The following is a 14,309-nucleotide window of genomic DNA, read 5'->3' on the forward strand; positions in this document are numbered from 1 at the left end:
GGCCGCGCACGGGCGGGCGCTTCGGTGCCGTTCCCGGGATGGATAGCGTTTGCCTTGGCGCGGGGCCGCGCGGTGATGCGGGTGGCGGCCGGTCGCCAACCAGGGAACGGCTCGCTGGATCGTCGCGGATGGCCGCAGCCTGTGGGATCTGGCGAAGAGCATCCACGACGAAAAAGGCGAGGCGTGACGGCACCGACGGGACCGTCAGTAGGGGCCTGACCCCTCCGGGCGGTGCAGCCGGGCGAGGAGGTCGGCGATCTCGCGGGTCTCCTCATGGTCCTCGCCGAGGAGTACGCACATGTCCTCGTGAAGGGCGTCGAGGACGCCCTCGGCCTCGGTGCGGCGGCCTTCGGAGAAGAGCAGGACGCCGATGCTGCGGCGCAGGTCGAGAGCGGTCTCGGAGCCGTCTCCGTCCGTGTCGGACACGGCCTGAAGCACTTCCTGGAACTCCCGAAGGGCTGCGGTGGCCTGGCCCAGGTTGGCCCGGCAGTGGGCGGCGTGCCGGCGGCACTCCAGTGCGCTGCCGCTGGACGGTCCGGCCGTACGGGCGTAGACGGCGGCCAGCACGTCGAACTCCGGTAAGGCACGCCGGAAGTCCTCGCCGGCCATGAGGACCGCCGCGCGCTGCCGCCGCAGGCCGAGCACCCGCGGGTTGTGCGGCCCGAGGGTGCCGGCGGCCCTGGCGATCGCCGCCTTGAGGGCGTCCGCGGCCTGGGCGAACCGTCCGCTCTCGGCGAGGTCCACGGATCGGGCGTAGGCGTCCCGGATCGCGTCCCGCAGCGCGGTGTCGGCGCGCACCGCGATCGGCGCGGATGACGCGGGCTCGGGCGAGGGCGCGGGTGGCGTGGTCCGCCGCAGGGGTGCGTTCGGCTGCCGGTAGACCAGGGTCGGGTCGGGCACATCCGCAGGGGATCCGCCGTGGGAGAGGACCACGGCGTCCGTCGCTGAACCCGGCGGCGGCAGGTGCGGCGACAGGCGCTCGTACACGGCGTACGCGTCGGCCGGGCGCTGCTCGGGCGTCTTGGCCAGCAGGTCGAGAGTCAGTGCCTCCAGGTCCTGCGGCACCTCGGGCCGCAGGGCGCGCAGCGGCGTCGGCGGCACGTCCATGTGCTGCTGCATGAGCTGGTAGTCGTTGTCGCCGCCGAAGACCGGCTCACCGGCAAGCAGTTCGTGCAGCACGCAGCCGAGCGCATAGAGATCGCTCAGCGGCGTGATCTGCGCGCCTTCGATCTGCTCGGGCGGCATGTAGCGGCTGGTGCCGATCCGGTTGCCGGTGGCCGTGAGCCGGGTGACGTCCGTGCCCAGCAGCTTGGCGATGCCGAAGTCCAGCACCTTCACCGTGCCGTCCGCGGCGATGAGGACGTTGTCCGGCTTCAGGTCGCGGTGCACGACCGGGATCGCGTGCGCGTACGACAGAACCGTGCAGATCTGCGCGGCGATCGACGCGGCCCAGCTCACCGGGAGCCGCGCCGTCGCCCCGTCCTCCGCACCCGCGAGCACCTTGCGCAGGGAGATCCCGCGCACGTACTCCATCACCAGGTACAGCCGGTCGTACGACGCCTCGTCCAGCACCGCATCGAACACCTGCGGCACGCCATGGTGACCGATCCGTGCGGTGACGCGCGCCTCGCGCTCGAAGCGGCGGGTGAACTCCTTCGCCTGCGCGGGTGACACGACGACGTCGGGCCGGATGAGTTTGACCGCGATCTCCCGGTCGAGAATGGCGTCGTAGCCGCGCCAGACCGTGCCCATGCCGCCGGACTCGATCTCCTCGATCAGCTCATAACGACCCTGCTCACCGATCCTCCGAGCCTGCGCCACGCGTCGCGCCCCCGTTGCACTGATGCTTCGTTACCCGACAGCCGTACACGGTACCGACCTGGCGGTGCCGAGCGCTGGCGTTCCTACAGCAGGTGGTCGGCTTTGCCGGCCTTGATCTCGGTGACGAGGGTGCGCAGGGCTTCGAGGGAGTCGGTGAGGTAGTGGTCCTCCTGGCCGGCTACGGCTATGTAGGCGTTGCCGTCGGCGTCGGTGCCGAGACGGAAGCAGTTGCTTCCGTCGGCGCAGAAAGGCACTTCCCAGGTGATGTCGGGCATGAGGTCTCCTCAGAGGTTGCTGGCGATGGCGTGGATAAGGTCCCGGGATTCCTCGGGACTCAACGAGTGTTCGTCCATCCAGGAAAGGTAAGAACGGTACTTTGCGAGCTGGGATTCCGCGTAGGTGAACTCGGGCCTGCGTGTCGAGTCCAGTTGAACGGTGTCGAGTTGCGGTACGGCGCCTTCGGCGTAGCCGAGCGCATGTCCCGAGCCCGGGAAGCCCGCGCAACTGGTGGGAATGACGCGCACGGTGATGTTGGGGCGCTCTGACATGATGCAGAGGTACCGGAGTTGCGTCTGAGCGACTTTGCTTCCACCGAACGGGATACGAATGGCCGCTTCGTGAACGTAGGCGATGTAGTCGAGCGAGACGGGTGGGTCCAGAACCTGCTGCCGTTCCAATCTGAACTTCACGCGCAACTCGATCTCAAGACGAGACATGGGCGGCAGCCCCACGCTGAATACGGCTCGTGCATAGTCCTCCGTGTGCAGCATGCCCGGCAGGTGAACGATCTGTCCGGTACGGAGACGCTTGGCATGCCATTCGAACTCGGCAATGTCGAGTAGTTCCGCGGGCAGAGTTCCACGGTACTGCTCCCACCAACCGGGCTCGGACTCCTCGGCCATCGCCGCCAACGCCTCGATGTACGCATCGTCCGAGCAGTCGTAGTTGTTGGCCAGGGTGCGTACGCGCGCTGCGCTGATGACCCGAGTACCCGCCTCCATATTGTTGATCTTGGCACGGTCCAACCCGAGCAGGCTGGCCGCATACTGCGTACTCATGCCTGCCGCAATGCGGAGTTTGCGCATCTCGGCACCGAGGCGCTGCTGCCGCTCCGTGGGTGCGCTTCGCATCGACATGCGGTCCCCTCCACTTGACCCGGCCGGATCTGCCGCGTCCAAGAATCGTGCCGAACCCGATCGTGGCAATGTGCCACTGAAACAGTAGCGCGGCGCCTAACCGTCCGCTAGCGTTCCGTTACGCGCACGCTACACACCGCAACGCCGGAAGCGCGCCACGCGGGCATGCCCGCCTGCCCTGGGCGGGCGCGCCCGCGGCCAGGGCGGTAGGCCACCGGCGACCTCGATCCCTCCACCACAGCAATGGAGCTCGCCATGCCCGACATTCCCGCCGTCCCCGCACACTGGCGCTTCCCCGCCCGCCCCGCCTCCGCGCGGCGGGCCCGGCACGCCGTCACCGAGTCGCTGCCGCACGTTCACCGGCGCCACCTCGGCGACAACCTGGGCCTGTTGACCTCGGAGCTGGTGACCAATGCCCTCCGGCACGGGGCCTGCCGCGAGGACGAGGACCTCATCGAACTCGTTCTCTGGCCGGCCGACGGACACTACTGGCTCGCCGTCTCCGACCCCGGCGCCGGAAAGCCCGTACTGGCCCACCCGGACGCGGACTCCGAGAACGGCCGGGGTCTGATCCTCGTCGACCATCTCGCCGCCGCCTGGACCGTCCGGCCCCGCCCCACGTGCGGAACATCCGTGATCGCGGGCCTCTCATTCCAGCAGGGTGGTTGACCTGGGAGTGGTCGGCCGGGAGGGTGCGGAAGGCCGGGAGGCTCAGGCCGTCTCGTCGTCGATGTTCTCCTCCCGGCGGATCATCCGCCAGGCCGCCCGGCGGGCACTCTGGTTGAGCGACTGCTTGAAGCTTTCGTCATGGCTGAAGTACTGGCGTCCCATGTCGGCGATGGTGTCGATGTGTTCGGCCATCTTGTCCTCGAAGACCTCGTCGAAGACGAGCCCGAAGTTCTCCTCGTCGTTGACGGCCGCCGCGCGGACCTTCGGGTCCGCCTTGGCCTCCGAGAACGGCGTGATCACGTCCTGTTCGGTGAAGTCGGTGCCGAACTTGTCGTTGAACTTCTCGATCAGCTCAGACAGAAGCGATTTCTCGTGCTCCTTGGTGCCTCCCGCACCTTCGCCGAAACCTCGGAGCTCGGCCGGTCCCTCGGCGGTCAGGGAGAGGTCGTGTTCGCCGGTCCTCTGCACGCGCAGATGGCTGAGGTCGACGTCGCCTATGTCCACGCCGCCGTCCCCGCGTCGCGGCAGGCGGTTGAGCAGGTGGCGGCCGTACAGGTAGAGGCATTCGAGGTCGGCGTCGCGGTAGGGCACGATCTGCGAGAGGAAACCGTATTTCCGCACGTAGTCGTTGAGGTCCGCGCGGAACTGCTCGGCGGCTTCGCGGGCATCCTCGTCCGGGTCACCCGCCTCGTCCTTGCGGTCCAGCAGCTCGGCGAACCGATCGACGGCGGGGCCGAGGTGCCGGTACAGCTCGGCGTGCAGCTTCTCCCAGCGGGCCGCCGAGCCCGCCGCCTTCTCCTCGGCCGTCAGATAGGCGTCGGCGAAGTCCCGCATCTCGTCCTCGACGAGGATGTCGGGCTGCATGACCCGGCTCTGCGCGGTGTAGAGGAGGTTGGGGTCGGAGGGGAGGGTGTTCGCCTCCTCGAAGTACGGGCGGAAGGACTCCTTGATGTCCTCGGCGTCGTTGACGAAGTCCAGAACGGCCAGGTCCGCCTGCGACTTGCGGTCGGCGGTACGGTTCAGACGGGAGAGGGTCTGGACGGCATTGATGCCCGCGAGTTTCTTGTTCACGTACATCGTGGTGAGCAGCGGCTGGTCGAAGCCGGTCTGGTACTTCTCGGCGACGACCAGGATGCGGTACTCGCGCTGCGTCGCCCTCCCGCCGGTGCGCACGGCCTTGTCGTCCTTGCGCGTGTACGCGAACGCCTTCGGCAGCGCGGACTCGGCCAGGCCGCCGTTCTCCTTCGGCTCGGTCGTCTCCTCGCCGTCGTACGTGAGGCTTCCGGAGAACGCGACCAGGACGCCGGGGTCGGGATACGCGCGGTCGTCGATGTACTTCCTGATCGCACGGGCCATCTGCACGGCACTGTGCCGGGACGCCGTCACCACCATGGCCTTGGCGCGCCCGCCGAGCCTGCCGGCGGTGTGGGTGCGGAAGTGCTCGACGACCACCTGTGCCTGCTGCGCCACGGTGGAGTCGTGCGTGAGGGCGTACCGGGCGAGCAGCGGGTTCGCCTTGGAGGGGTCCACCTCGCGCTCGTCCGGGTTCTTGTTCACCAGCTTCCAGTACGTGTTGTACGTGACGTAGGTGCGCAGGGGGTCGAGGATGAAGCCTTCCTCGATGGCCTGGCGCATCGAGTACGTGTGGAAGGGGAGGTACGTCGGCTTGCCGTTGACGTTCTCCAGGGTGCCGAAGAGTTCGAGCGTCTTGGCCTTGGGTGTGGCGGTGAACGCGAAGTAGGAGAGGTTGGAGGCCTTGCTGCGCTGGACGGCCTTCCTGCGGAGCTTGGCACCGGTGGTCGCCGCCGCTGCCTGTTCGGTGGCCCCCGGCTCATCGGAGTCCGAGTCCAGGCCCATGTCACGCAGTGCCGCGCGGACGTCCGTGGCCGCGCCGCCGGACTGCGAGGAGTGCGCCTCGTCCACGATGATCGCGAAGTTATGGCCCTGGATCTCGGTGGGGTTGCGGCGCAGGTAGTCGATGAGGGCCGGGAAGGTGTGCAGCGTAACCGTGATGATCTTCCCGGTCTCGCGGGACAGCGCCTTGGCAAGCTGGTCGGACTTGGCCCCGTGCTTCTCGTCGATCTTCACGACCAGACCGGCGGTCTTCTCGAAACTGCCGACGGTCTCCCGGAGCTGAGCGTCGAGATTGCGCCGGTCCGTGATGATGACGACCTTGTCGAATACGGGCGCGCCCGGTTTGAGCCCGGCAGCCATAGCGTCGGGGTCGATCTCGGTCGGGTCGGTGGGCGTGTGCAGTGACGAGAGGCGGTGGGCCAGCCATCCGATGGTGTTCGACTTGCCGGAGCCGGCGGAGGCCATGCCGAGGTAGTTGTGACCGGCGCCGTGGCGGGACGCGTGGTCGGCGAGCTTCTTGACGATGTCCCACTGGTGGTAACGCGGGAAGATCAGCTTCTTCCGCGTCCGCCCGTCCGGCCCCTTCTCCTTGCTGAGGTGCACGAACCGCTCGATCAGATCCAGCCAGGTGTCCCGCTCCCAGATCTGCTCCCACAGGTACGAGGTCGCGTAGGTCCCGGGGACGGTGGGCGGCGGGTTCCCTGCGCCGCCGGGCTCCCCCGGGCCTTCCGACCCGGTGTTGAACGGCAGGAACCGCGTCGGCTTGCCCCGCAGCTCCGGCGCGACGAACACCAGGTCCGTGTCGATGGCGAAGTTCGCAATCACGCGCCGCGTGAAGATCAGCTCGGTGGGGTCGCGGTCGGTGCGGTACTGCTCCTTGGCGGCTTCCACACCCTGGCGCGTGAGGGCGTTCTTCAACTCGGCGGTCGCCAGTGGAATCCCGTTGAGGAAGAGGGTGAGGTCGAGGCGCTTTCCCTTGTCCGCCTGCTTGGCGGCGTACTCCAGCTCCTTGACGAAGGTCAGCCGGTTCTTCCGGTAGTCGTCCAGGACCGCGTCCGACGCGACGAGCGACGGCTTGAAGTACGCGAGCCTGATCAGGACGCCGTGGTCCTTCACACCCTTGCGGAGTACGTCCAGTACTCCATCGGTTCCGATCGCCTGGTCCACGCGCTTGGCGAACCCGGCCTGGGCGGTGTTGGGGTCCCCGCCGTAGAGGGCGATCAGCTCACTCCAGTCATCGGCTTGTGTCTTGCCGATGAACTCGAACAGCTGGGCGGTGTCCAGGCCGAGGTGGGGGCGGTAGTCCTGCCGGTTTCCTTCACGCCAGCCGCGCTTCTTCATGGCGGCGGCTATGGCGTTCCCGAAGGTTGCTTCGTCGTGCACGGGCATGAGCGGTCATTCCCCCCGCTTTCCGGTGATCAGGTAGCCGATGTCACGGCAGAACTTGTCGAAGGAGAGTGAGTTGGCGCGAGCGAGGTCGAGATCGATGACGTCGGCCAGTGCCGCCTGGTCCACACGCGGGCGGTACCGCACCCCGTCGCGCCGGTGGTGGGTCAGCCAGCCCTTGCAGTCGCGTAACGTCTCGCTGTTGGCCGGGACCTCCAAGTGCTCGGCGAGCCCGGCCCGGCCGCCGAGGGACGGCGCCGACGCGAGGAACCACGCCTCGAACTCCCGGTTCGCCAATACGACGGCCGTGCGGCGGTCCGGCCGGGTGGCTTCGGCCCGGGCCAGCAACGAGGGCCCGAGGCTTGCCGGGCAGTCGTCGTCGGCGTCGATGACGACCAGGATGCCGCCCGGGTGGTCGGCGGGCACGCGGCGGGCCTGAGCCTCCACGGCGGCTTCCAGGCCGCCCGGTCGGACCAGCCTGCCGCGGTCGACCAGGAAGGGCGGCTGGATGTCCGCGTCCCAGATCTGCGCCTCGTACATCAGCCGTCGGAGGAGGACGGGCAGTGCGCTGATCTCGCCCTCGCCCTCGACGACGGAGGCGATCGTGGCCCTCGGGTGGTTCACTCCTCGTCCTCCGGCTGCTCGTCGGGCTGGGTGAGAGGTTCGACCACCGGGCGCAGCTGGTCGGAGCGCAGGAGTTCGGCCGTGGTCGCCAGGCCATCGGCGACGATCGACCGGCTCACGGGGTCCACTTCGCCGATCACCGTCACGCCGTGCTCGGCGGCGACCACGCGGATGGCCGACAGATCGGCCTCCTTGCGGTCGAACAGCTCCGCGCTCTGCGTGGTGGCGAGGACCTGTACGTACTCACTCGCTTCCGTGAGCGCGTCGTAGAGGGCTCCGGCGGCAAGCGGGTGCAGGGCGAGTTCGGGCTCTTCGACGGCGATCAGCGGAATCCAGCCTTCCCGGGCTTCAGGCTGGAAGAGGGCGGTCAGCAGACCGATGGCGCGGATAGTCCCCTCCGACATGGACTCAGCCCGGAACACGTGCGGTTCGGCCTCACCGTCGGTGGCGAAGCTGATCCGTGCCGCGATGTAGTCAGCGGAGGGGTCCGTGGGACCGACCTCCACGACTCCGGGCACGACCACCCCCAGGTACTGCGAGAGGCGGTCACGCTCCTGATCCCCGAGTGCGGCCAGAGCTGGACCGAGCTCGCTGCCGTTCTCACCGAGAGCTCCGGCGGTCGGTGTGTTCGGGCTGGCCTTGCGGAGATGGGACAGGTCAGGGCTGTAGAAGAACATCTCCGTGAGAGCCGAGTGAAGCTCGGTAAAAGGCTCTGCCTCACTCATTCGCGAAAGTTCCAACAGCTTGTGACGGCGCCCCTTCCCCGTGCGGTCGCGCATCAGGAAGTGCTTGGTTTTTGCCTGGCCCCCGTCGCCAGGGTGGCGCATCTCGCAGAACTCCCGCTGGATACGGACACCGGGCCCCGCGTCGTGCCCCGCCCCGGGGGCGATCGACGGCGCGAGAGTTACCTCGTACTGCCCCACCCAGGGATTTGCCTCGGGAGTGGTCGCCGACAGGTGAAATTCCAGCCCGATCGTGCAGGATGTCGCCGACTCAGGCACCCTGCGCAGCACCTCCGTCCATCCGCCGCGCGTCGCCACGGCTTCGGCCGGAGATTTCACCAGCGCGTCACGGATGAAGCGCAGGGCGTCCAGGAAGTTCGACTTGCCTGCGGCATTCAGCCCGAGCAGGACGGTGAACCGGCCGAGCTTCACGTCGCAATGGGCGATGGATTTGAAGTTGTCGATCCGGACACGAGTGAGGAACGGCATCGGGCGATGGGGCGCGGCGGGACTCATGACGCAATCATTCCTCGATCCCTCGTCCGCTGGCGGTGGACACGTCGATCTGACCGGTTACGGCGGCGGTGATCAGGGCTTGGCGGCGCTCGGCGAGAAGGGTCTCCCTCATCCTGAAGAGATGGCTCCTACGGCTAAGTTGGTCTTCCGCTCTGGTCAAGTGGGACACAATCCTCTGCTGCTTACCCAGGTCTGGGGTGGGAATCCTTAGACTCCTGATCAACTCTTGGCTAAGGTTAGGCTGACCGGCTCCTTGAGCAAGCATTACAATTCCTTCTTTGTGTGCCCGGAACCAGTAGCGGGCGTACTGGGTAGAGATTTCTCCAACTGGAGATAGGACACAGCATGCTTGATTTACACATGCACTGTTCGTTAGCAATCCCACTTTCCCCTTGGTGGCGCCCTGTCCGTACATCGCAATCACCAAGGAGCCGGGACCGTGGAGCTTCAATGCGGGAAAGTCGACTATAGCCTTATTTGTGATCGTCTTTTCGCTTGATGTGACCTCTCCGTCGTTGAGGTCGCTACTGTTCACCCACCAGTAGGGGCCATCGAAGTACTCGGCGACCGTTGATGTGGGGGTCGTGCCGCTTCCTGTCATGAACTGGTGGCCCACCTTGAGGAGACTCCAGCCGGAGCTCATCTCAGGCATCCACGGGATCATTGTCGGCTTCACCTCGTCATTGGCTACCGTCGTCCAGAAGCGCATTTTCTCGTGAAATTGGTTCTGAAGGAGCGCTAGTTGACGAATGAATTTCTGCCTAAGGTCGTCTATGCGGGCGGTTTCGGCGTCGAGGAAGTCGGCGATGCGGCGCTGCTCTTCCTTATCCGGGAGCGTGATCGGAAGATTTCCGATGTCGGCCGCGTTGATGGCCGGATAGCTTACGCCCACTGATCTAGCAACCACTTCGTCAATGAAGGTCTGAGATCGGCAATAATGGGCTAGGAATCGGCTGTCGATCTGGGTGCCCGCCTCCAGTACAGCGAATCCAGTCGAGAAGACCAGGGGTGCCGCGACGTCAGGCACCGCCGCGATGGCACGTAGGTAAGTTCGCACCGTTGACACGACAACGGCACCAGCTGGCGCAAGACGGCGAGCTCGTGACGGAGCAGACTTGAAATCCATCTCCTCGTCAGGAATACTTATGCGACCAAGGTCATCAACTGCACCAATGTCGATATAGCGAAAACGAAAGTTCGACTCTGTATTTTCGGAGAGCACACTCCGGTTAATTCGAGTGACATCCTTAATCCTGAATGATGTCACTCCGTCACCTTCCCCAATAGCGCCTGAATCTCCGCCTCCAGAGCCTTCAACTCCGCATCAATCTCCGCCAACGGCCGCGGCGGCTTGTACACGTAGAAGTGCCGCGTGAACGGGATCTCATACCCGATCTTCGTCTTGCTGTCGTCGATCCACGCGTCCGGGACATGCGGCAGAACCTCCCGCCGCAGGTACTCCTCCACGTCCTCGTCCAGCGGCACGTTCTCGTAGTCACGCAACTCCGGATCCGGTTCCGGCTCGCCCTTCACGCGCTGGACCTCGCCCTCCGGGTCGCGGACACCGACCGCCTCGCGCAGCGCCTTGATGAAAGGCGCGCCCGCCGGCCACAGTAGGCCGGCCGCGACAGCCGCGTCCTTCAGGTCGAGCCACGCGTCGGACTTCGTCGTCCAGGACTTGCCGACCAACGGGCGCAACGCCGCCACGAATGCCTCGACGTCCGTGGCCCGTGCGATCGGCTTTGACGCGGCGATCGCCGTCAGCGTCTCCTCCGTCACCTCGAAGCGGAGCTTCAGGGGCCGTTCGACGGTGATCCGGCGGTACCCGAAGTCCTCGTTGCGGAAGACCTTGATCTTTCCGGCCCGGTCGGCGAGGTCGTGGCCGCCGCCCCTCTCCCCCGCGTCGAGGACCGCCAGCGCCTCCGTGTAGAGCCGGGTGATCTCGGAGATGTGCTCCTCGCCCAGTTCCTTGCGCTTGTCGCCCAGCGACTTGCGCATCTTGCGCCAGTAGTCGCGCGCGTCCAGCAGGACGACCTTGCCGCGCCGGTCCTTGGCCTTGCGGTTGCTGAGCACCCAGAAGTACGTGGAGATGCCCGTGTTGTAGAAGAGCTGGTCGGGCAGGGCGACGATGCCTTCCAGCCAGTCGTTCTCCATGATCCACTGCCGGATCCTGGACTCACCCGACTCCGCCGCGCCCGTGAAGAGAGGGGAGCCGTTGAAGACGATCGCGATGCGGCTGCCACCCGAGCCCGACGGGTCCACCGGCTTCATCTTCGAGATCATGTGCTGGAGGAAGAGCAGCGAGCCGTCGTTGATGCGCGGCAGGCCGGCGCCGAACCGTCCGCTCTCGCCGAGGTGTTCGTGTTCGTACTCGACGGCGCCCTTGACCTTCTTCCACTCCACGCCGAACGGCGGATTGGCCAGCAGGTAGTCGAAGGTGGCTCCGGCGTGGCCGTCGTCGCTGAAGGAGTTGCCGAACTTGATGTTCTCCGGGTCCTGACCCTTGATCATCATGTCCGACCGGCAGATGGCCCAGGACTCGGGGTTGAGTTCCTGGCCGAAGACCTTGACCGTCGCGTCCGGGTTGAGAGCCGTGATGTGCTCGTCGGCCGCGCTGAGCATGCCGCCGGTCCCGCAGGCCGGGTCCATGACGGTACGGACGGTGCCCGGCAGGGCCAGCGCGTCGCTGTCCGGGGCAATGAGCAGGTTGACCATCAGCCGGATGACTTCGCGCGGTGTGAAGTGCTCACCGGCCGTCTCGTTGGACTGCTCGGCGAAGCGCCGGATCAGCTCCTCGAAGATGTAGCCCATCTGGTGGTTGGTGACGATCTCGACCGGCTTGCCGTGCTCGTCGAGTACGACATTGCCGTCCGCGTCCCTCTTCACCGGCCGCAGGTCGAGGTCGGCGAACCGTCCGACCACCTCGTACAGCAGGTTCGCCGCGTCCAGCCGCTTGATCTGCTGGGCGAACTCGTACCGCTCCAGGACCTCCCGGGCGTTCGGTGAGAAGGCGCCGTAGTACTCGTTGAGGTACTTCGCGGCGTGCGAGGGGTCGCCCGCGATGGCCTTCAGCGTGTAGGCGCTGGTGTTGTAGAAGCTGTGGCGGGACGCTATGCGCAGGAAGCGGTCCGGGTTGATGTCCTGGTTCTGGTAGCGGGCGGCGACTTCCAGGACCTTGTCCTTGGTCGGCGCGAGGACACACTCAAGGCGTCGCAGCACGGTGAACGGCAGGATCACCTTGCCGTAGTCGGACTGTTTGTAGTCGCCGCGCAGGAGGTCGGCGACCGACCACGCGTGGTTCGCCAGTTCCGTGTGCTTACTGCTGTTCAACGGAGTCCTTCCGGTGTTCGCCGTCCCGGCGGGGCAGAGACGTCAAGTGTGGTGGTTCGCGGTTCCGGGCCGCACGTTTCACGCCGATTCGTGGTCGTCCGGCAGCAGTGCGCCGCCGGTGAGGCCGGTCCTGAGGAGACGGGAGACCTCGTCGGCGGCCCGATCGGCGCGGCGGGCGGCCGTGCGCAGGGCGTGCAGGCGGCGGAAGGCGGCGCCGTAGCGCTGCTGCTCGGTCAGGGGGAGCAAAGGAACGCGCAGGCGTCTCGGGTCCACCCGGACGAGCGAGGTGCCGGTGGCGGCGGCGTTGACGTTCTGCTCCGCCGCCAGGAACCCGGCCAGGAACCAGGGGTCGAGCCGGCGTTGGTCCGGGCGGAAGAGGAGAAGGTGGGGTCCGAGGAAACAGCCCCCCTCGCCCGACTCGACGACCCGGGCCACAGCCGTACGTCCCACCCGGAGGATCTCCGTAAGCAGCACGTCACTTGCCTGGACCAAGGGGCGGGCACCGCCGGTGGGAAGGTCCGCTTCGGCTCCGGTGGCGGGCCGGTCCTCGAAGACGTCGGCAGCCGTGAGAGTCGGCCGGGTGGCCGGTTCCGCTTCGGGCCGGGGCTGCGGTTGGCCGCTACGGGTCCGGCGGCCTGGGGGCGCGGTGTGGAGCAGGCGGAGAGCGCCACCGCGCAGAAGGTCCGCGACGGTTGCGGTGCGCCAGTCGCGAGGCCGGTCGTCGGCCGGCGGCCAGTTTCCGTCGGTGCTGAGGCCGACCAGGTCCGTGGCTCCTTGGCGGAGCTGGTCGTACAGCTCTGATGCCTGCCGGGCCAGCAGGGCGGGGCGGAGTGCCTGCCGGGAAACCGTACGGATGCGGCGGGCCGGGGTGAGGTCCACGGCCTCGTCCAGGAGGTCGGTGACCGGCATGGCGGCGGCGACGCCCGGGGTGCCCGTGAAACTCTCCTGGTCGTCGAGGTAGGGCCGCCACGCCGAAAGCACGGTGTCGTTGACGGTGTCCCAGTTGAGGTCCCGGGTCTCGGCGGCGGCGTCCACGAGCAGGACCGTAGCCGGGGCTTCGGCCTGCGGCTCGGGGCGTTCGAGTATCCACAGATGCAGGCCGATGTGGAGCGGGGTGGCCGCTCCTTGGGGAAGCGAGACGATCGCGCGGAGGGCTCCGTCGCGTACGAGCTGGGCCCGGATGCGCCGGCCGGCCGTGCGCTCGGCGACGGCGGGCGGCATGAGCAGGACGGCAAGGCCGCGGGGGGTGAGGTGGGCCAGGCAGTGCTGGGCCCAGGCGAGCTCGGGTTCGCCCTTGGGAGGCACGCCGTAGGCCCAGCGTTGGTCGTACGCCAACTCGTCGTGGCCCCAGTCACGGACTCCGTACGGCGGATTACACAGGACGGCGTCCGCGGTGAGGCCCCTGAAGGCGTCGGCACGCAGGCTGTCTCCCGTGCGTACCGAGATCACCGCCTGAGGGGCTCTCAGCCGGAGCCGTACTGCGGCTTGGGCGGCCTGGCCGACCAGGACGTCCTGGCCGTGCAGTGCGGTCGCGCCGGCGGACGCCGCCGCGGCGAGCAACGATCCGGTGCCGCACGCGGGGTCGAGAACGCTCGCGGGGAAAGCTCCCGCGCTGCCGGTCAGGAGCCGGGTCATGAGGTCGGCCAAGGGGCGCGGCGTGCGGTGGGTGCCGGTGCTCCCCGTGTCCTCCATTAGGCGTTCGGCCAGGACATCCGTCGCGGCCTCGGCGCCCTCGGTGGCGACGCACCGCAACAAGGCCCTCAGCGGTCCGGCCGCCTCGGGACCGTATGCGGCGTCCTCGGTTCCCGGAACGTCCTGGGCTCCGTCTTCGGCAGCCGACCTGGCCCATCGCAGCAGTGCGTCGTCACATAGCTCGGGAAGGGCTTCGCGCTCCTTTCGGCCCAGGCCGGCAGTCGCGAGTACCGCGAGGAGCAGGTGCAGGGCCTGCTCGCCGTCGCGAGAACGGGCGCGCAGCGCGGTGCGAAACTGGTCCAACGTCGTGGCCTCAGGGAGTTGGCCGCGGGCCGAGAGCCAGGCACGTACCGCGTCGAGGTCGTAGGTCGGGCTGGTGTCTGTGCCTCCCGCAGGTGCCGGAAAGTCCGGATGCCGGCGACGCCAGTTGCTCACCGTGGCGCGGGTCACTCCGGCCAGCCGGGAGATGTCGGCGGCGGTCACGAGGGCACTGGCCTGCTGGTTCATGGGCTCCTGCCGGTGACGCGGGGCGGGCGTGCTGGACGGGTCCCACTCTATA

At 67.5% G+C, this 14,309-nt stretch carries 10 protein-coding genes; 1 reads left to right on the plus strand and 9 read right to left on the minus strand.

The genetic code is table 11. The features are described 5' to 3' along the window. Positions 1–204 precede the first annotated feature (204 nt). The 3 genes from NQO67_RS36485 to NQO67_RS36495 all read right to left on the minus strand — a co-directional run bounded on the left by NQO67_RS36485 (position 205) and on the right by NQO67_RS36495 (position 2,957). Positions 205–1,821, minus strand: a complete 1,617-nt coding sequence (locus tag NQO67_RS36485; RefSeq protein ID WP_255954745.1) for a serine/threonine-protein kinase — start codon at positions 1,819–1,821, stop codon at positions 205–207. Between the two features lie 83 nt (positions 1,822–1,904). Further along, positions 1,905–2,096, minus strand: a complete 192-nt coding sequence (locus tag NQO67_RS36490) for a hypothetical protein (RefSeq protein WP_255954746.1) — start codon at positions 2,094–2,096, stop codon at positions 1,905–1,907. Positions 2,097–2,105: 9 nt separating this feature from the next. Continuing rightward, positions 2,106–2,957: a helix-turn-helix domain-containing protein gene (locus tag NQO67_RS36495; RefSeq protein ID WP_255954747.1), complete on the minus strand. Its 852-nt coding sequence runs from the start codon at positions 2,955–2,957 to the stop codon at positions 2,106–2,108. A 255-nt stretch (positions 2,958–3,212) separates the two neighbouring features. On the opposite strand from NQO67_RS36495, the gene NQO67_RS36500 reads away from it, so the two are divergent. Further along, on the plus strand, positions 3,213–3,626 hold the full coding sequence (locus tag NQO67_RS36500; protein ID WP_255954749.1) for an ATP-binding protein: 414 nt from the start codon (positions 3,213–3,215) through the stop codon (positions 3,624–3,626). A gap of 42 nt (positions 3,627–3,668) precedes the next feature. On the opposite strand, the gene NQO67_RS36505 is transcribed toward NQO67_RS36500, so the two are convergent. The 6 genes from NQO67_RS36505 to NQO67_RS36530 form a co-directional block, all read right to left on the minus strand. After that, positions 3,669–6,869, minus strand: coding sequence for a type I restriction endonuclease subunit R (locus tag NQO67_RS36505; RefSeq protein WP_255954750.1), 3,201 nt, complete (start codon positions 6,867–6,869; stop codon positions 3,669–3,671). Positions 6,870–6,875: 6 nt separating this feature from the next. Next, on the minus strand, positions 6,876–7,490 hold the full coding sequence (locus NQO67_RS36510) for a DUF4276 family protein (protein WP_255954751.1): 615 nt from the start codon (positions 7,488–7,490) through the stop codon (positions 6,876–6,878). Further along, positions 7,487–8,728 (minus strand): AAA family ATPase, encoded by a 1,242-nt coding sequence (locus tag NQO67_RS36515; protein ID WP_255954752.1) that lies wholly within the window; start codon positions 8,726–8,728, stop codon positions 7,487–7,489. The genes NQO67_RS36510 and NQO67_RS36515 overlap by 4 nt, the downstream gene beginning before the upstream one ends. Before the next feature lie 7 nt (positions 8,729–8,735). Then, a complete protein-coding gene (locus NQO67_RS44430; RefSeq protein ID WP_255954753.1) occupies positions 8,736–9,995 on the minus strand; it encodes a restriction endonuclease subunit S in 1,260 nt (419 codons plus the stop codon). After that, positions 9,992–12,058, minus strand: coding sequence for a type I restriction-modification system subunit M (locus NQO67_RS36525; protein WP_255954754.1), 2,067 nt, complete (start codon positions 12,056–12,058; stop codon positions 9,992–9,994). Before NQO67_RS36525 ends, NQO67_RS44430 begins: the two co-directional genes overlap by 4 nt. A gap of 78 nt (positions 12,059–12,136) precedes the next feature. Further along, the gene (locus NQO67_RS36530; RefSeq protein ID WP_255954755.1) at positions 12,137–14,257 is read right to left on the minus strand and encodes an N-6 DNA methylase; all 2,121 of its coding nucleotides are present in this window, start codon (positions 14,255–14,257) and stop codon (positions 12,137–12,139) included. Between the last annotated feature and the right edge of the window lie 52 nt (positions 14,258–14,309).

It is taken from the genome of Streptomyces odontomachi, assembly GCF_024435355.1.
Classification (GTDB): Bacteria; Actinomycetota; Actinomycetes; order Streptomycetales; family Streptomycetaceae; genus Streptomyces; species Streptomyces odontomachi.

Excerpts from the sequence above, each read along its gene's own strand:
- NQO67_RS36490 (WP_255954746.1), bottom strand. The coding sequence starts at position 2,096 with ATGCCCGACATCACCTGGGAAGTGCCTTTCTGCGCCGACGGAAGCAAC.
- NQO67_RS36495 (WP_255954747.1), bottom strand. The coding sequence starts at position 2,957 with ATGTCGATGCGAAGCGCACCCACGGAGCGGCAGCAGCGCCTCGGTGCC.
- NQO67_RS36500 (WP_255954749.1), top strand. The coding sequence starts at position 3,213 with ATGCCCGACATTCCCGCCGTCCCCGCACACTGGCGCTTCCCCGCCCGC.
- NQO67_RS36505 (WP_255954750.1), bottom strand. The coding sequence starts at position 6,869 with ATGCCCGTGCACGACGAAGCAACCTTCGGGAACGCCATAGCCGCCGCC.
- NQO67_RS36515 (WP_255954752.1), bottom strand. The coding sequence starts at position 8,728 with ATGAGTCCCGCCGCGCCCCATCGCCCGATGCCGTTCCTCACTCGTGTC.
- NQO67_RS36530 (WP_255954755.1), bottom strand. The coding sequence starts at position 14,257 with ATGAACCAGCAGGCCAGTGCCCTCGTGACCGCCGCCGACATCTCCCGG.